15 protein-coding genes are annotated in these 16,655 nt (G+C 56.3%); 8 read left to right on the forward strand and 7 right to left on the reverse strand.

From position 1 onward, the window contains the following. Positions 1–17 precede the first annotated feature (17 nt). Together B9N88_RS12355 and B9N88_RS12360 are read left to right on the forward strand one after the other, a co-directional pair. Positions 18–1,235, forward strand: coding sequence for an argininosuccinate synthase (locus B9N88_RS12355; RefSeq protein WP_012722490.1), 1,218 nt, complete (start codon positions 18–20; stop codon positions 1,233–1,235). A gap of 589 nt (positions 1,236–1,824) precedes the next feature. Continuing rightward, positions 1,825–2,457, forward strand: coding sequence for a response regulator transcription factor (locus tag B9N88_RS12360; RefSeq protein ID WP_027604587.1), 633 nt, complete (start codon positions 1,825–1,827; stop codon positions 2,455–2,457). Positions 2,458–2,541: 84 nt separating this feature from the next. Here B9N88_RS12360 and B9N88_RS12365 read toward each other — a convergent pair whose 3' ends face one another. The 4 genes from B9N88_RS12365 to metG form a co-directional block, all read right to left on the reverse strand. Continuing rightward, positions 2,542–2,724 carry a PA3496 family putative envelope integrity protein gene (locus B9N88_RS12365; protein ID WP_027604586.1) on the reverse strand — a complete coding sequence of 61 codons (183 nt, stop codon included), beginning with the start codon at positions 2,722–2,724 and terminating at the stop codon, positions 2,542–2,544. A 107-nt stretch (positions 2,725–2,831) separates the two neighbouring features. Then, entirely contained in the window at positions 2,832–3,470 is a 639-nt protein-coding gene (gene nth, locus B9N88_RS12370) for an endonuclease III (RefSeq protein ID WP_027604585.1), read from the reverse strand. Positions 3,471–3,607: 137 nt separating this feature from the next. After that, positions 3,608–4,570 carry an electron transport complex subunit RsxB gene (gene rsxB / locus B9N88_RS12375; protein WP_027604584.1) on the reverse strand — a complete coding sequence of 321 codons (963 nt, stop codon included), beginning with the start codon at positions 4,568–4,570 and terminating at the stop codon, positions 3,608–3,610. A gap of 114 nt (positions 4,571–4,684) precedes the next feature. After that, the gene (metG, locus tag B9N88_RS12380; RefSeq protein ID WP_027604583.1) at positions 4,685–6,736 is read right to left on the reverse strand and encodes a methionine--tRNA ligase; all 2,052 of its coding nucleotides are present in this window, start codon (positions 6,734–6,736) and stop codon (positions 4,685–4,687) included. Between the two features lie 172 nt (positions 6,737–6,908). Between metG and apbC the strand changes: the two genes are divergently transcribed. Next, complete coding sequence (gene apbC, locus B9N88_RS12385; protein ID WP_027604582.1) at positions 6,909–8,003, forward strand: iron-sulfur cluster carrier protein ApbC; 1,095 nt, start codon at positions 6,909–6,911, stop codon at positions 8,001–8,003. Positions 8,004–8,499: 496 nt separating this feature from the next. On the opposite strand, the gene fdxA is transcribed toward apbC, so the two are convergent. Beyond that, complete coding sequence (gene fdxA / locus B9N88_RS12390) at positions 8,500–8,823, reverse strand: ferredoxin FdxA (RefSeq protein WP_027604581.1); 324 nt, start codon at positions 8,821–8,823, stop codon at positions 8,500–8,502. A gap of 142 nt (positions 8,824–8,965) precedes the next feature. Beyond that, positions 8,966–11,545, reverse strand: coding sequence for a DNA mismatch repair protein MutS (mutS, locus tag B9N88_RS12395; protein WP_166655310.1), 2,580 nt, complete (start codon positions 11,543–11,545; stop codon positions 8,966–8,968). 356 nt (positions 11,546–11,901) lie between these two features. Here mutS and B9N88_RS12400 point away from each other — a divergent pair, with 356 nt between their 5' ends. The 3 genes from B9N88_RS12400 (at position 11,902) to B9N88_RS12410 (ending at position 13,589) form a co-directional block, all read left to right on the forward strand. Further along, the gene (locus B9N88_RS12400; RefSeq protein ID WP_027604579.1) at positions 11,902–12,345 is read left to right on the forward strand and encodes a hypothetical protein; all 444 of its coding nucleotides are present in this window, start codon (positions 11,902–11,904) and stop codon (positions 12,343–12,345) included. A gap of 66 nt (positions 12,346–12,411) precedes the next feature. Further along, positions 12,412–13,194, forward strand: coding sequence for a hypothetical protein (locus B9N88_RS12405; protein ID WP_027604578.1), 783 nt, complete (start codon positions 12,412–12,414; stop codon positions 13,192–13,194). A 23-nt stretch (positions 13,195–13,217) separates the two neighbouring features. After that, positions 13,218–13,589: a hypothetical protein gene (locus B9N88_RS12410; protein ID WP_027604577.1), complete on the forward strand. Its 372-nt coding sequence runs from the start codon at positions 13,218–13,220 to the stop codon at positions 13,587–13,589. A 10-nt stretch (positions 13,590–13,599) separates the two neighbouring features. On the opposite strand, the gene xerC is transcribed toward B9N88_RS12410, so the two are convergent. Next, positions 13,600–14,637 carry a site-specific integrase gene (gene xerC, locus B9N88_RS12415; RefSeq protein ID WP_256221150.1) on the reverse strand — a complete coding sequence of 346 codons (1,038 nt, stop codon included), beginning with the start codon at positions 14,635–14,637 and terminating at the stop codon, positions 13,600–13,602. Between the two features lie 61 nt (positions 14,638–14,698). Here xerC and tnpB point away from each other — a divergent pair, with 61 nt between their 5' ends. Then, positions 14,699–15,058, forward strand: coding sequence for an IS66 family insertion sequence element accessory protein TnpB (gene tnpB / locus B9N88_RS12420; RefSeq protein WP_019412232.1), 360 nt, complete (start codon positions 14,699–14,701; stop codon positions 15,056–15,058). A gap of 18 nt (positions 15,059–15,076) precedes the next feature. Then, complete coding sequence (locus B9N88_RS12425; RefSeq protein ID WP_027604575.1) at positions 15,077–16,609, forward strand: IS66 family transposase; 1,533 nt, start codon at positions 15,077–15,079, stop codon at positions 16,607–16,609. Positions 16,610–16,655: the final 46 nt, after the last annotated feature.

The raw sequence follows: 16,655 nt of genomic DNA on the forward strand, positions 1-16,655 counted from the left end.
CCCCGTGGAGTGATGGCATGGCCGACGTAAACAAGGTCGTTCTCGCGTATTCCGGCGGCCTGGACACTTCGGTGATCCTCAAGTGGCTGCAGGATACTTATAACTGTGAAGTGGTGACCTTCACCGCTGACCTGGGTCAGGGCGAAGAGGTCGAACCTGCACGTGCCAAGGCGCAAGCCATGGGCGTGAAAGAGATCTACATTGACGACCTGCGCGAAGAATTCGTCCGCGATTTCGTCTTCCCGATGTTTCGCGCCAACACCGTCTACGAAGGCGAGTACCTGCTGGGTACTTCCATCGCACGTCCGCTGATCGCCAAGCGCCTGATCGAAATCGCCAACGAAACCGGCGCTGATGCCATTTCCCATGGCGCCACCGGCAAGGGCAACGACCAGGTGCGTTTCGAACTGGGTGCCTACGCGCTCAAGCCCGGCGTAAAAGTGATTGCCCCGTGGCGTGAATGGGACCTGCTGTCCCGTGAAAAGCTGATGGATTACGCTGAAAAGCACGCGATCCCGATCGAGCGTCATGGCAAGAAAAAGTCCCCGTACTCGATGGACGCCAACCTGCTGCACATCTCCTATGAAGGCGGCGTGCTGGAAGACACCTGGACCGAGCACGAAGAAGACATGTGGAAATGGACCGTCTCCCCGGAGAACGCTCCAGACAAGCCGCAGTACCTGGAACTGACCTACCGTAATGGCGACATCGTCGCGCTGGACGGCGTGGAAATGACCCCGGCCACCGTATTGGCGACGCTGAACCGTATCGGTGGCGAACACGGCATCGGCCGCCTCGACATCGTCGAGAACCGCTATGTGGGCATGAAGTCCCGTGGTTGCTACGAAACCCCGGGCGGCACCATCATGCTGCGTGCCCACCGCGCCATCGAGTCCATCACCCTGGACCGTGAAGTGGCTCACCTCAAAGACGAGCTGATGCCCAAGTACGCCAGCCTGATCTATACCGGCTACTGGTGGAGCCCTGAGCGTCTGATGCTGCAACAGATGATCGATGCTTCCCAGGCCCACGTGAATGGCGTTGTGCGTCTGAAGTTGTACAAGGGCAATGTGATCGTTACCGGCCGTAAGTCGGATGACTCGCTGTTCGACGCCAACATCGCCACTTTCGAAGAAGATGGCGGTGCCTACAACCAGGCTGACGCAGCGGGCTTTATCAAGTTGAATGCATTGCGCATGCGCATTGCTGCCAACAAAGGTCGTTCGTTGTTCTGAGTGTCAAGCCGGTTGTAAAAATGGCCCCTTGTTCAAGGGGCCATTTTTTTTGTCTTGAATTCTTGATTAAGTCCACTTTGTTTAAACTTGTTTAATCAGTGTTGTTGATTATTGGGGCGCTGTTTTTTTGTCGGGGGAATGTTTTTTATCATTTATGTAGGAACCAGTCTTACAGATAATTCACTCATGTAGGTGCGAGGAGTATGTAAGAAGCCAAAAATTCTGTAGGAAATAAGGATGTAAGTAAATATGTTAAATGGAACTGAAACTACCGATTTTTCTCTGCCAGCTCCGCTACCTGCAGTCGACAGGCAAGGGGCATTTCCTGATAGTTGCGTGCGGCACGTTTACCTTATCCCCTGGAGGGGCTGGAAATTTCACTCAAAATATGTGAGGTCCCGGAAAGTTCTGAAGGGCCCCATAAAACTGGAAACATCTGTATCGGTGTTTTTTTGTAGGGCGTTTCCTTTATCTCTGTGGGTTGGGTCTCTGCTTGCTGTTGCTCGGGGGGGAACGCTATGCCAACTAGGAAACGACTAGGCTATTGTGTTTGCTCTAAATAATTCGAACAGCGAAATTGGACTTTCTCATGAATAAAGTGCTGATCGTAGATGATCATCCCGTCATTCGTCTTGCTGTGCGTATGCTAATGGAGCGTCATGGTTATGAGGTCGTTGCAGAGACCAATAACGGTGTCGATGCGTTGCAACTTGCGCGGGAGCATATGCCGGACATTGTCATACTGGATATTGGGATTCCCAAGCTCGATGGCCTGGAAGTTATTTGCCGGCTTTCGTCTACCAAGCAGGCTGTCCCGTTCAAGGTACTGGTGCTCACCTCCCAGGCTCCAGGTCACTTTTCCATGCGTTGCATGCAGGCGGGCGCTGCAGGCTATGTGTGCAAGCAACAGGACCTGACCGAGTTGCTGAGTGCGATCAAGGCGGTGTTGTCGGGCTACAGCTATTTTCCAAACCAGGCACTCAACTCGGTACGCTCCACCATGGGTAATGCCAGTGAGGCCGATATGGTCGAGCGTCTGTCCGGCCGGGAAATGATGGTGTTGCAGCAATTGGCTCGGGGCAGGACCAACAAGGAGATTGCCGACGGTATGTTTCTCAGCAACAAGACCGTCAGCACCTACAAGACTCGTCTGCTGCTCAAGCTCAATGCCCGCTCTCTCGTGGACCTGATCGAGCTGGCCCAGCGTAACGGCTTGGTATAGGTGAGGGCACAGCACTGCGCATAGGCCGCACAACCGGCAGAAAAAAGCCTCCGACAGGGAGGCTTCCGGCCGTCGACCGCTTGATCAGAGGTCGAAGTCGTAGTCGGCCAGTTGTTTTTGCAAGCGTCGTTCTTCCAGAAGGTTGTCGATAGTACGGCGTTTGCTCAGATTGGTCTTGGCGACCTCTGCCACAGGTGCTTCCACGCCATCGTCCTCCGATTCAACGAGGTCGTCTTCCACATCCAACTGTTCTTTGTCAGTGCTCATAACGTTAACTCCGGAGTAAGACTGCCGTTGGCGCTCCTTATAACGATAATCCATGAATGGGTAAAAAAGATTTTTTCAATCGACTGATCGAGAAAACCAATGAACCCTCAATCGTCCGACGTCTTGTCCTTGTATTCGCACAGGTCTTCAATGCGGCAGCTGCCGCAGCGCGGCTTGCGGGCCTGGCAAACATAGCGTCCGTGCAGGATCAGCCAATGGTGGGAGTCAAGCAGGTACGGTTTGGGTACGAACTTCATGAGCTGCTTTTCCACTTCGACCACGTTCTTGCCGCGTGCTATGCCGGTTCGATTACTGACCCGAAAAATATGGGTATCCACGGCCATGGTGAGTTGCCTGAATGCAGTGTTGAGCACCACGTTGGCGGTTTTACGGCCCACCCCCGGCAGGGCTTCCAGTGCTTCGCGGGTTTCTGGCACTTCGCTATTGTGCCGTTCTATCAGCAAGCGGCAGGTCTCGATGACATTCTTGGCCTTGCTGTTGTAGAGGCCGATGGTCTTGATGTACTCCGACAGCCCGTCCACGCCCAGGGCGTAAATCGCCTCTGGCGTGTTGGCCACGGGATACAGCCTGGCCGTGGCCTTGTTGACGCCGACGTCCGTGGATTGGGCCGACAGGATCACCGCAATCAGTAACTCGAACGGCGAGGAGTAGGCCAGTTCGGTCTTGGGTTCCGGATTGTCTTCGTGAAGCCTGCGGAAAATTTCCAGGCGTTTTGCGGCGTTCATGAGGCGGAAGGTTCCTTTCGGGCAGTCAGCGTAGTGTTGAATAGTGGGTCCAGGCACGGAGTCCTGCGAGAAGGATAACCCGACGGTATCAATGTGGTGTCGGCGATGGACTGTAACAACCCCCCCAGGATTATCAGTCATGTGCCATGGGCGTCTACTTGGCGCTGCGCGTCATCGAGCTTGTGTTGCGCGTCGGCTAATTGTTGCGGATCCGCCTGTTGGTCCAGGGCTTTCTTCAACTCGGCCCGGCGCATCGCCAATTGGATTTTGGCGCGCTTGAGGTCGGCGTTGTTGACGGCAGGCAGCGGTGTCGCGGGTGTGTGATGCTGGCCCAGGGCTGCCAACGCCTGCTCCGCTGCCTCGAATTGCTGTTGCAGGGCGATCAGTTGGGATTGTTGTTCAAAGGTCGGCGGGTGCCCAAAAGCCTGCAAGGATTTGTGCAATTGGGCGCGGCTCATGGCCACATTGATCTTGGCTTTTTTCACCTCCGCATCCTGGGCGGCCCGCGCTGCGTCAAATGGCAAAGGGGGAGTTGGTGCTGAGCGCTGAGGCCGCGCCACACGTTGGGCAGTCCAGTGCTCTTCTTCCCGTTGCAGGCGTGCATTGCGTTGTTCAAAGCGTTGCCGGGCACGGTCGCGCTTGAAATTTCGTTCACGGCGTTCGTTTTCGTTCGCTGCCAGGCCGCCGATGATCGGCAGCCCTGTGACCACTGGGCGCAACTCAATGCAGTCGACGGGGCAGGGCGCGACGCACAGGTCGCAACCGGTGCACTCATCGACGATGACGGTGTGCATCAACTTGGCGGCGCCGACAATCGCGTCCACCGGGCAGGCCTGGATGCATTTGGTGCAGCCGATGCACTCGGCCTCGCGGATGTAGGCGACCTGGGCCGGGGCGTCCCCACGGCTGGTATCCAGCTCCAGAATGGGTACACGCAGTAATAGCGCGAGGCCGGTGATCGTCTCCTGTCCTCCGGGTGGGCATTTGTTGATTGCCTCGCCCCGGGCGATACCCTCGGCGTAAGGCTTGCAGCCCGGGTGCCCACACTTGCCGCATTGTGTCTGCGGCAGCAGTGCGTCGATACGTTGAATCAGATTCATGGAGTGATCATTGGCGTGCCGGTTGAACAAACAGGGTTTGATTATCCGGCAAGCGAGAAGGGGGGACTAGTTGAAAAGCCCCGTCGCCGAAACGACAGGGCTGTTTTGCGGCGCTTACTTGATACGTTGACCCGGCTTGGCGCCGCTGTCAGGGCTCAGCAGGTAGATCTCTTCGCCGCCGGGACCGGCCGCCATCACCATGCCTTCGGAGATACCGAACTTCATTTTCCGCGGCTTGAGGTTGGCAATCATCATGGTCAGACGACCATTGAGCTTGGACGGGTCCGGATAGGCGCTCTTGATTCCGGAGAACACGTTGCGTTGTTCGTCACCAATATCCAGGGTCAGGCGCAGCAGTTTGTCGGCCCCTTCCACGGCTTCGGCCTTGATGATCAGCGCCACGCGCAGGTCCACGGCAGCAAAGGCGTCAAAGTCGATTTCCGGGGAAAGCGGGTCCTTGGCCAGCTCGCCGTTACCGGCCGGTTTCGATTCGCCGGTATCGGTCTGGCTGGCGGCCAGGTCTTCTTTCGAGGCGTCGGTCATTGCCTGGACCTTGACCGGATCGATGCGGGTCATCAGAGGCTTGAATTCATTCAACTGATGGTTGCTGAGCAACGTGGCGTGGTCGTTCCAGGTGAGCGGGGCGACATTGAGGAACGCCTCGGCGTCGGCGGCCAGCAATGGCAGCACGGGCTTGAGGAAGATCACCAGCTGGCGGAACAGGTTGACGCCGGTGGCGCAGATCGCCTGGACCTCAGCCTGCTTGCCTTCCTGCTTGTTCAGCGACCAGGGGGCCTTGTCGGCAATCCAGGCGTTGGCGCGGTCGGCCAGGCCCATGATCTCGCGCATGGCACGGGCAAAGTCACGGGCTTCATAGGCGTCGGCGATGCTTGGCGCGGCAGCCAGGAACGCGTCGGTCAGTTCCGGCGCGGCGTTCTCGGCCACCAGCAGGCCGGCGTTGCCCTTGTGGATAAAACCGGCGCAGCGGCTGGCGATGTTGACCACCTTGCCCACCAGGTCCGAGTTGACCTTCTGGACGAAGTCTTCCAGGTTCAGGTCCAGGTCGTCGACGCCACGACCCAGCTTGGAGGCGTAGTAGTAGCGCAGGTATTCCGGCGACAGGTGGTCCAGGTAGGTGCGTGCCTTGATAAAGGTGCCACGGGACTTGGACATCTTCTGGCCGTTGACCGTCAGGTAGCCGTGTACCGCGATGCCGGTGGGCTTGCGGTAGCCCGAACCTTCGAGCATGGCTGGCCAGAACAGGGCGTGGAAGTTGACGATGTCCTTGCCGATGAAGTGGTACAGCTCGGCGGTGGAGTCCTTGCCCCAGAACGCATCGAAGTCCAGCTCCGGCGTACGGTCGCAGAGGTTCTTGAAGCTGGCCATGTAGCCGATCGGTGCGTCCAGCCATACATAGAAGTATTTGCCGGGCTCGCCTGGGATCTCGAAGCCGAAGTACGGCGCATCGCGGGAGATGTCCCACTGTTGCAGGCCTGCATCCAGCCATTCGGCGATCTTGTTGGCCACGGCGTCCTGCAGGGTGCCGCTGCGGGTCCAGGTTTGCAGCATCTGCTGGAAATCCGGGAGCTTGAAGAAGAAGTGCTGGGAATCCTTGAGTACCGGGATGGCGCCGGAGATCGCCGAGCGCGGGTTCTTCAGGTCAGTCGGTGCGTAGGTGGCACCGCATTTTTCGCAGTTGTCGCCGTACTGGTCTTCAGTGCCGCATTTCGGGCAGGTGCCCTTGATGAAGCGGTCGGCCAGGAACATTTTCTTTTCCGGGTCGAAGTACTGCGTGATCGAGCGCGTGGCGATGTGCCCGGCGTCCTTCAAACGCAGGTAGATCTGGCTCGACAGCTCGCGGTTTTCGGCGGAGTGGGTCGAGTGGAAGTTGTCGAAATCCACCAGGAACTCGGCAAAGTCGGCGCTGTGTTCAGCCTGCACATTGGCGATCAGCTGTTCCGGGGTGATGCCTTCCTTTTCGGCGCGCAGCATGATGGCCGAACCGTGGGCGTCGTCCGCGCAGACATAGATGCATTGATTGCCGCGATGCTTCTGGAAGCGCACCCACATATCGGTCTGGATGTACTCAAGCATATGGCCAAGATGGATGGAACCATTGGCATAGGGCAGGGCGCTGGTGACGAGGATCTTGCGTGGCTCGGACATGGGGCTCGGCTACTTGATGAAACGGAGGTCGGCCACTATAAAGCGCCGGGAAATTTATTTCACCCCGTGGTGCTGTTTCAGAATCTTCCGCACCTGCGAAAGCATGCCGTAACGCGGCTGGAACGGTTAGGATAGCCGCCTGTTTCAGTCAGTCTTTTTTCGGGAGTTGCCCATGAGCGCCGTCAATCGCGCAGCGGTGGAAGCCGTTCTTCGCCAGTACACCGACCCCTATTTGAACCAGGATCCGGTCAGCGCCGGCTGTGTACGTGCCATCGAGGTCCAGGGTGACCAGGTCTCGGTCCAACTGGAGTTGGGTTATGCCGCCGGCCTGTTCAAGAGCGGTTGGGCGCAGATGCTGCAAATGGCCATCGAGGGCCTCGACGGCGTGCGTGCCGCCAAGGTCGACATCCAGTGCGTGATCGCCCCGCACAAGGCCCAGGCGCAGATCCCGGGCCTGGCCAACGTCAAGAACGTGGTGGCAGTCGCTTCCGGCAAGGGCGGCGTGGGCAAATCCACCACCGCAGCCAACCTGGCCCTGGCCCTGGCCCGTGAAGGCGCGCGCGTGGGTATTCTCGACGCCGATATCTACGGCCCGAGCCAGGGCGTGATGTTCGGCATCGCCGAAGGCACGCGGCCGAAGGTCAAGGACCAGAAGTGGTTCGTGCCGATCGAGTCCATGGGCGTGGAGGTCATGTCCATGGCGTTCCTGACCGATGACAACACGCCGATGGTGTGGCGCGGGCCGATGGTCTCCGGCGCGTTGCTGCAGTTGGTCACCCAGACCGCCTGGGGCGACCTGGATTACCTGGTGATCGACATGCCGCCAGGCACCGGCGATATCCAGCTGACCCTGGCACAGAAAGTCCCGGTGGCGGGCTCGGTGATCGTGACCACGCCCCAGGACCTGGCCTTGCTGGACGCCAGGAAGGGCGTGGAGATGTTCCGCAAGGTCAACATTCCGGTGTTGGGTGTGGTGGAAAACATGGCGGTGCACATCTGCTCCAACTGCGGCCACGCAGAGCATCTGTTTGGTGAAGGCGGTGGCGAGAAGCTGGCGACCCAGTACGGCGTTGAACTACTGGCCTCGTTGCCATTGTCGATGGGCATTCGTGAACAGGCCGACGGCGGCAAGCCCACCGTAGCGGCAGAGCCCGATGGCCAGATCGCCATGATCTACCAGGAATTGGCTCGCCATGTGGGCGCACGGATCGTCCTGCAGGAAGCGGCGGCCCCGGCAATGCCGACCATTACCGTCAGCGACGACTGAACTCGCTGAAGGACAAGAAGCCTCGACTTGTCGGGGCTTTTTCTTGCCTGGAGATCGGTCAATGGGGTTCTTTTACGCTTTTACGCAATGGCGCGCGTAAGCATTCGCTTACTTTCTCGTAAGTGTTTGGTTTTTTTGCTGGGTGTGTGAGTCTCGAATCTTTGAAGGAGTTTTCTATCTATTTGAAAGATAACAATTAATTATCTTTGTCTGGGGGCTGGAGCCTGTCAGTGCCCGGTTTGGATCCCGTTGAACTTCCCTTGGAACTCTCTAACATCAGCCCTGTGTCCACGGATTGACACAGCCATCAAGGAACGATGGTTGAAGGAACGTCGCAGGATGCGATTCATCAGGATGATGAAAAGGAACACAGGGACTAGGGAAAAAATGTGGGCGGGTCATACCGCCCCTTTTTTCGTCTATAGAAAAGTGAATGCGTTCCCCGGAACGCAAAAAAGGCCCTTGAAGGGCCTTTTTTTGTTGGGCAGCGGCGCTTTTAGCGCTCTAGTTGCTCAATCTTGTTGGGTTTGCCATCCCATTCGGCGGCATCCGGCAACGAGTCTTTCTTCTCGGTGATGTTTGGCCAGATTTCAGCCAATTCAACGTTCAACTGAATGAACTGTTCCATGCCCGCCGGGACTTCGTCCTCGGAGAAAATGGCGACGGCCGGGCATTCAGGTTCACACAGGGCGCAATCAATGCACTCGTCCGGGTGGATGACCAGGAAGTTCGGGCCTTCGTAGAAGCAGTCCACCGGACACACTTCTACGCAGTCGGTGTACTTGCACTTGATGCAGTTGTCGGTGACGACGAAGGTCATTTCTAATTCTCTCCTCAGGCGGCGGCAGCGAAACCCTTTGTGGTAGGGCTCGCGAGGTTCGGGAGCGATAGTCTGCAGGCCAGGCTAAGAGCCAGCAGCATCCCAAACCGCGCGAGAGTCTATCAGCTTGCAAGCGTGAGCGTTATATCCGAGTCTTCAGTGCATATAACATTTCCAGCGCTTTTCGCGGCGTCAAGTCGTCCAGGTCAAGCTTTGCCAGTTCATCCAGCACCGGATGGGGCAGGCTGGCGAACATATCGCTCTGGTGCGGCGCAGCAGGTTTGCGGCTGGCCTTGGCCGGGCTGGCCACCACGGTTTCATGGGGCAGGGCCGTGGTTTCCAGGCGGCTGAGGTGCTCGCGGGCACGGGTGATCACGTCGTTCGGCACGCCGGCCAATTGCGCCACGGCCAGGCCGTAACTCTGGCTGGCCGGCCCTGGCAGCACGTGGTGCAGGAATACGATGCGCTCGTTGTGCTCGGTGGCATTCAGATGCACGTTGGCCACCAGCGGCTCGCTTTCCGGCAGCACCGTCAGTTCGAAGTAGTGGGTGGCAAATAGCGTATAGGCACGCAGATGCGCCAATCGCTCGGCCGCCGCCCACGCCAGGGACAGGCCATCAAATGTACTGGTGCCGCGACCCACTTCGTCCATCAGCACCAGGCTGCGCTCGGTGGCGTTGTGCAGGATATTGGCGGTCTCGCTCATTTCCACCATAAAGGTCGAACGGCCACCGGCCAGGTCATCGCTGGAGCCGATCCGGGTGAAGATACGATCCACCAGGGACAGCTCGCAACTGGCTGCCGGCACAAAACTGCCGATATGCGCCAGCAGTACGATCAACGCGGTTTGACGCATGTAGGTGGATTTACCACCCATGTTCGGACCGGTGATCACCAACATGCGCGTATCGTCGTCCAGCGACAGGTCGTTGGCGACGAACGGCGTGGTCAGCACCTGTTCCACCACCGGGTGGCGCCCCTGCACGATGCGCATGCACGGCTCGCTGACGAACCGCGGGCAGTTCAGGTCGAGATTCAGCGCCCGTTCGGCGAGGTTGCTCAGCACATCCAGCTCCGCCAGGGCGGCGGCGGTGTCCTGCAGCGGCGCCAACTGGCTGATCAAGTCTTCCAGCAACGCCTCGTAGAGCATCTTTTCCCGGGCCAGGGCACGGCTCTTGGCCGACAGCGCCTTGTCTTCAAACTCTTTCAGCTCCGGGGTGATAAAACGCTCGGCTCCCTTGAGTGTCTGGCGGCGTTGATAGTCGATGGGGGCCGACTCGGCCTGCTTGCTCGGCAACTCGATAAAGTAGCCGTGCACGCGGTTGTAGCCCACTTTCAGGTTGGCCAGGCCAGTGCGGGCTTTTTCGCGGGCTTCCAGGTCGATCAGGAACTGCCCGGCGTTTTCGCTCAGGGACTGCAGTTCGTCCAGTTCGCTGTCGTAGCCGGTCTTGAGTACGCCGCCGTCACGGATGATCGCCGGCGGGTTGTCGATAATGGCCTTTTCCAGCAGCGCTGCCAGTTCCGGGTAGGTACCGGCCGTTACGGCGAGCTGTTGCAGGTGCGGCGTATCCAGTTCGGTCATTGCCACTTGCAGTTGCGGCAGGGCGCTGAGGGCATCGCGCAGACGCGCCAGGTCACGGGGCCGCGCATTGCGCAGGCCGATCCGCGCCAGGATGCGCTCGATGTCGCCGATTTCCTTCAGCTGCGGCTGCAGCTTTTCAAAGCGATAGCCGTCCAGCAGGCAGGTAATCGACGTCTGGCGCGCCTGGAGCACCGTCAAATCCCGCAACGGACGGTTCAACCAGCGGGTCAGCAGACGGCTGCCCATGGCGGTTTGGCAGCGGTCGACCACCGATTGCAGGGTGTTATCGCGCCCGCCGGACAGGTTGGTGTCCAGTTCCAGGTTGCGACGGCTCGCACCATCGAGCACCACGGTGTCGTCCAGGCGCTCGTGGCGCAGGCTGCGCAAATGCGGCAGGGCGGTGCGTTGGGTTTCCTTGGCATAGCTGAGCAGGCAACCCGCAGCGCCGATGGCCAGGGTCAGGGTTTCGCAACCGAAGCCTTTAAGGTCCTGCACCGAGAACTGCTGGCATAGACTTTTCAGTGCCGAGTCACGCTCGAAATCCCACGGCGCGCGACGCTTGGTCCCACGGCGTTTTTCCGCAGGCAGATCCTTCGGCCAATCATCCGGGATCAACAACTCCACCGGGTTGATGCGCTCCAGCTCCGCCAGCAGGTTTTCCCAGCCCTTGATCTCCAGCACGCTGAAATTGCCGCTGGTGATATCCAGTACCGAAAGCCCGAACAAGCGCTCATCGCCCAGCACCGCGGCGATCAGGTTATCGCGACGCTCATCCAGCAGCGCCTCATCGCTCACCGTCCCCGGCGTAATAATGCGCACCACCTGGCGTTCCACCGGGCCCTTGCTGGTGGCCGGATCGCCGATCTGCTCGCAGATCACCACCGATTCGCCCAGCTTCACCAGCTTGACCAGGTAACCCTCCAGCGAGTGATAAGGGATCCCGCACATCGGAATCGACTGCCCCGCCGACTGCCCGCGCGCGGTCAAGGTGATGTCCAGCAACTTGGCGGCCTTCTTCGCGTCTTCATAGAAGATCTCGTAGAAGTCGCCCATGCGATAGAACATCAATTGATCAGGGTGCTGGTTTTTCAGGCGCCAGTACTGCTGCATCATCGGGGTGTGGGAGGACAATTCTGAAATAGCTTTATTCATCAGTGGTTTAGTTGGCTCAAAAAAATTCTTGGGGCAAAAATGGGGCAACTGAAAACAAACAAGCTCAAGTGGGAGCTACAGCTATGAGATACAGTCATGTGAAGGTTACCACGCTGTGTGCAAGGCGAGGGTAAGGCGAGATGATTGCGTCTGTCGGAATGGCGGGTAAGCCATTGACTATAGAAGGTGGGGTGCGTAGATTTATTTGGGTTGTGCGTGTGAAAAAATGTTTTCTCTGACCCATTGTTAAGCGGTGGGTCAAAGTAAGCATTTTTAATCGGTCTCTGGTGCGTGTACGCGAAATCAGTTGACTGCGGCGATGGATAGCCATTCAGGAGACAGCTATGTCCCTTCCGAATACGAAAGGTGAAGAAATCACCGCCCGTCTCGAGATTCTCTCGAAACGTTCCGAAGTGAACCCTTTTGAAGTGCCGTCTCTAAAAAAAGATATTGAAAAACTTGCGTCTGTCAATGCCGCTGAATTTTTCATGCTCGGTGGAATGCTTGCAGCGACTCTAGGCGACTCTGGTGAATCAAAAGAGCTTCATGAGAAAACACTGCGACTAGTTTCTGATGAGGTTACTTTTTTCAACTTTGGCATATCAATGAAGACGGTCGGTGACTTCACGTTGGCTAATAAAATGTTCAATAAGGTGGCTGAAAAGTTACCTGGCGACTCCATATTGCTTACGCATCGGTTATCCTCTATGGAAGCGGATGCTCTCGTACAGCGATGTGATATAGCTATAAAGTTGGTTGAGGATCTAGATGCTTGTAGGGCGGCCTAAGGTTGCTTTGTGCTATGTATTAAGCAATAAATAAGGTGTGTTGTTTGCTTTGCATTGAGAGAATTTATGAGTGGTGTACCTAAAAGCAAGCTAAGTGAAATGCATAAGTCTTTTGATGATTTTGCGTTGGGCTATTCACATAGCTTGACTTTAAATGAGATTCATTATGCTCGTCTCAAAGCCGATCTGGAGAGCTTTGCCCGTAAGGCAAAGGCTACAGAAGCTGCTAAAGCCTATGCGCAACTGGCGCATTTAGTAAGTTATAAGTTTGATAGCGTAAAATTTTTTGATTACTTGAGTCGCGCAGAAGGTTTGGCCGGGAGAAATGAGGATTGGTGTTATGGGTACCTTTCCGGGGCTGTAAATCTTGGCTACTTCAGCGAAGCCAGGCAATTGATAGATTCGGTTGGTTATGATAATGATGTTTGGTGGCTGAATTATAAGTTCAATATCTACTCTTCAATGTGCTTGTTTGAGCAGGCTTTGGAGTGCGCGAGGAGTCTCGTTAAAATGAGCTCGGAGGATCACGACTTAGTGCGCGTGCCGAGTTTAGTTCCTGCGCTCCTTAAAGCCTATGAGCTTATTGGGCAATCAGGTATAGATTCCGAAAAGATATTTGAGATGGTCTGTGTCGCAGCCAAAGTTATCGGGGAGAAGTTGCGAAAGCCCCTCGCAAAGTATTCATTGTCCGCTGATTTCGAGTCGGGTGTTTTGTATTCGTTCAGCTTGAATGAGCCCGCGGAAGTGATGGTTGATCTCGAATGGCAAATTATGGAGCATTTGGTTGAAGAAGTTGACTTGGATGCTTCGGGGCTTTTTACTGTTAATGTTAGTTACCCTTCGCAATAACTTTTTAGGGCTTAAGGGATTATATGCCGGTTGAATGTGCAGATTTTCTAGATGTGTCTGATTTTCTTATTTCTTCAAGCAATCAGCACGAGATTTTTAATCGGGCCGCTCTGGGGCGGGCTTATTACAGTGTGTATCATGAAGCTCTTTTGAAGGCTGATGAGCTGAGTCTTCCTGCTGCTGGTGGCACAGCAACGATGGGCGAGCACAAACGTCTCATTGCGCGCTACAGCGCTGGAGGCAAAAGACTCAAAGTGATTGCCGGTATGATCGATAAAATGCGAACGGTTAGGTCAACTGTTGATTACACTTTGAAGGCGTCTTACTGTAGGCAAGACGCTTTAAAGGATATTAAGGTGTGTAAGACGATAATCGGTGAGCTTCAAAAATTATAATAAGTCTATGTTATTGCTTGCTTATGTTTGACCATATGTTCTGTAGTTCCTTATCAGACTCATCATCCATCCATTTCGCATAGACGTTAACGAGCATTGTAAAATCTTTGTGCCCCATTTGTTTTGCGATGAATGCGATATTTCCGCGCGCAGTCAGGCACCAGCATGCATAAGTATGGCGAGTTTGATATGGGCGGCGAGGACGTATCCCTGCTCGCTTTTGAATCGCTGCCCACTTAGTATTCCAAGCGGTGGGGACATACCAGAAGTTTATGATCTTCTTGCGCGCCAGGGTGGATGGAGAAAGCAGTGGAGTAGCCTTCTCTTTCCGACTCTCGTGCCTGTTCTGGAATACATCAATGATGCGTGCAGGATGATCGGCAACGAGTGAAACCAACACCCGGCAGGCTTCGACCGCTGGCGGCATTAATAATACTGAGCGCGGCTTTCCCGTTTTGGGAACCTTGAACGTGCCGTTGGCAGTTATGGCGCGGGTGATGTTGATCCGCCCGGCGTCTAGGTCGATGTCTTCAACAGCCAGCGCACATAGCTCACCTGGCCGAAGCCCGGTATACACGGCCAAGGTAATCGCCGCAGAGTCCTGGGGGTGAAGGCATCCTTTATCGACCAGCTGTTGGAATTCGTCACGAGTCAGGGGATCCGGCTCTTGGCCTTGCATTGCGAACCTATTACATGCTTCCGATAATCCCGTGCGGCAATATCCATTGGTCTCGCACCACCCCAAGAAGCCGGCGAACGTCGCCAAGTAGTGATTGACGGTTGACGGTGCTCGTTCTGCAATCAGCAACGTCCTCAGCAACTGAATGTCTTCGGGCAACAAAACTCCGGCGAGACGATCAATTCCAACCAAGGCAGTGCAGATGTCCAAGGCATAGCCGTACTTCTCCTCGGTCATCGGCGTGATGTCGACAGCCTTCAACGGCTTGTACCGCTCCAGCAATGCCCCAAGCCTTTCGTCCTTGGTGCTGCTGTAGTTGGTCGCGTGCTTTGAGTTAGGAAAGTGGTAAGCGCTCCATGAACCCCACATTCAAAGTCACCATCTGATCCCCGATGCTGTGCTCCCGATTCCTTTCCGGAGCCAGCACCTCATGATGCGTCCCGACGCAAAAGTCGAAAAAGTCTATCTCTACCCCAAACCCGTCGACTTCCGAAAATCCATCGATGGCCTAGCCGCTCTGGTCGAACTGGACATTAAGGTCGCGGTGTTTGACCCGGTACTTTTCGTGTTCCTCAACAAGCCTCGAAACCGAGTGAAAATTTTGTATTGGGAGCGTAACGGTTTTTGCCTTTGGCTAAAGCGGCTGGAGTCCGAGCGCTTCAAAACATCGCCGGATTGTTCGGATGAAGCCATCGTGCTGACGGTTCAAGAACTCAACTGGTTATTGGATGGTTTTGATTTGTGGCGCAACCGCCCGCATCAAGTTTTGACGCCTCGATTTGTCGCCTGATTCGGTATAATCCAGGGCATGATTTCCATGCCCAAAGACCTTCCTGACGACCCTGCTTTGCTCAAGCAACTGCTTGAGCAAATGCTGAGTGAGCGCGAGTCGGATAAGGGCAAGATCGTTCATCTCGAAGAAGAAAACGCGTTGTTGCGTCAGCGCCTTTTCGGGCGTAAGTCAGAGCAGACAGCCGATCCCGCGACCCCGCAAATGGCCTTGTTCAACGAAGTTGAAAGCGTGGCCGAGTCTGTCGACGAAACGGTGGAAGAAGAGGTTGTCGCTCCGACCAAACATCGCGGTAAACGCAAGCCTCTGCCCGCCGATCTTCCGCGCATCGACGTCATCCACGAACTGCCCGAGCACGAACTGACCTGCGCCTGCGGTTGCCGCAAGCACACCATTGGTGAGGAAATCAGCGAGCAGCTGGAGATCGTGCCGATGCAAATCCGTGTGATCAAACATGTCCGCAAGATCTACGGTTGCCGCGATTGCGAGACCGCACCGGTTACCGCGGACAAGCCCGCTCAACTGATTGAAAAAAGCATGGCCAGCCCAAGTGTCCTGGCGATGCTGCTGACGACCAAATACGTCGATGGCTTACCGCTTCACCGCTTCGAAAAAGTGCTGGGCCGCCACGGTATCGATATCCCACGCCAGACCTTGGCGCGCTGGGTTATCCAGTGCGGCGAACACCTGCAACCCTTGCTCAACTTGATGCGGGATCGACTGCTGGGAAGTCGCATCATCCACTGCGACGAAACGCGTGTACAGGTGATGAAAGAGCCTGATCGAGAGCCGACCAGTCAATCCTGGATGTGGGTGCAAACCGGCGGACCGCCTAATCAGCCTGTGATCCTTTTTGACTACTCGACCAGCCGGGCGCAGGAGGTTCCGTCGCGCCTGCTCGAAGGTTATCGCGGCTACCTGATGACCGACGATTATGTTGGTTACAACGCCTTGGGCGCGCAGTCCGGTGTCGAACGTTTAGGCTGTTGGGCCCATGCACGACGCAAGTTTGTCGAGGCGCAAAAGGTGCAGCCTAAAGGTAAAACCGGGCGTGCCGATATCGCCCTGAATCTGATCAACAAGCTGTACGGTATCGAGCGAGATTTAAAAGAAGTCGGCGATGAACATCGCCACGAAAGCCGACAGCAAAACAGCTTGCCGGTGTTGGCCCAATTGCAAACATGGTTGGAGAAAACCCAGCCACAAGTGACGGCGCAAAATGCACTGGGCAAAGCCATCAGCTACTTGGCCAGCAACTGGATCAAGTTGGTGCGCTACACCGAAGCCGGATATTTGCCGATCGACAACAATGCGGCCGAGCGTGCGATCCGGCCCTTCGTGATCGGGCGCAAGAACTGGCTGTTCAGCGACACGCCCAAAGGCGCGACGGCCAGCGCTCAACTTTACAGTTTGGTCGAGACGGCTAAAGCCAACGGCCAAGAGCCCTATGCGTGGCTGCGCCACGCCCTTGAGCGCCTGCCACAGGCAACCTCGGTTGAAGATTACGAAGCCTTGCTGCCGTGGAACTGTTCGCCCGCATCGCCTAGCTAAGCGCGCCGCCTATTTTTGAACAGGTGGGGTTTATGGAGCGCTTACG

This window comes from Pseudomonas sp. LAMO17WK12:I1 (assembly GCF_900177315.1).
In the GTDB taxonomy this organism is placed as follows: Bacteria; Pseudomonadota; Gammaproteobacteria; order Pseudomonadales; family Pseudomonadaceae; genus Aquipseudomonas; species Aquipseudomonas marginalis.

Bases quoted from the DNA above. Each gene is read 5' to 3' on its own strand.
- B9N88_RS12410 (WP_027604577.1), top strand. From the start codon at position 13,218: ATGCCGGTTGAATGTGCAGATTTTCTAGATGTGTCTGATTTTCTTATT.
- tnpB (WP_019412232.1), top strand. From the start codon at position 14,699: ATGATGCGTCCCGACGCAAAAGTCGAAAAAGTCTATCTCTACCCCAAA.
- apbC (WP_027604582.1), top strand. From the start codon at position 6,909: ATGAGCGCCGTCAATCGCGCAGCGGTGGAAGCCGTTCTTCGCCAGTAC.
- B9N88_RS12355 (WP_012722490.1), top strand. From the start codon at position 18: ATGGCCGACGTAAACAAGGTCGTTCTCGCGTATTCCGGCGGCCTGGAC.
- fdxA (WP_027604581.1), bottom strand. From the start codon at position 8,823: ATGACCTTCGTCGTCACCGACAACTGCATCAAGTGCAAGTACACCGAC.
- B9N88_RS12365 (WP_027604586.1), bottom strand. From the start codon at position 2,724: ATGAGCACTGACAAAGAACAGTTGGATGTGGAAGACGACCTCGTTGAA.
- B9N88_RS12405 (WP_027604578.1), top strand. From the start codon at position 12,412: ATGAGTGGTGTACCTAAAAGCAAGCTAAGTGAAATGCATAAGTCTTTT.
- B9N88_RS12425 (WP_027604575.1), top strand. From the start codon at position 15,077: ATGATTTCCATGCCCAAAGACCTTCCTGACGACCCTGCTTTGCTCAAG.
- B9N88_RS12360 (WP_027604587.1), top strand. From the start codon at position 1,825: ATGAATAAAGTGCTGATCGTAGATGATCATCCCGTCATTCGTCTTGCT.
- xerC (WP_256221150.1), bottom strand. From the start codon at position 14,637: ATGTGGGGTTCATGGAGCGCTTACCACTTTCCTAACTCAAAGCACGCG.
- metG (WP_027604583.1), bottom strand. From the start codon at position 6,736: ATGTCCGAGCCACGCAAGATCCTCGTCACCAGCGCCCTGCCCTATGCC.
- nth (WP_027604585.1), bottom strand. From the start codon at position 3,470: ATGAACGCCGCAAAACGCCTGGAAATTTTCCGCAGGCTTCACGAAGAC.
- B9N88_RS12400 (WP_027604579.1), top strand. From the start codon at position 11,902: ATGTCCCTTCCGAATACGAAAGGTGAAGAAATCACCGCCCGTCTCGAG.
- rsxB (WP_027604584.1), bottom strand. From the start codon at position 4,570: ATGAATCTGATTCAACGTATCGACGCACTGCTGCCGCAGACACAATGC.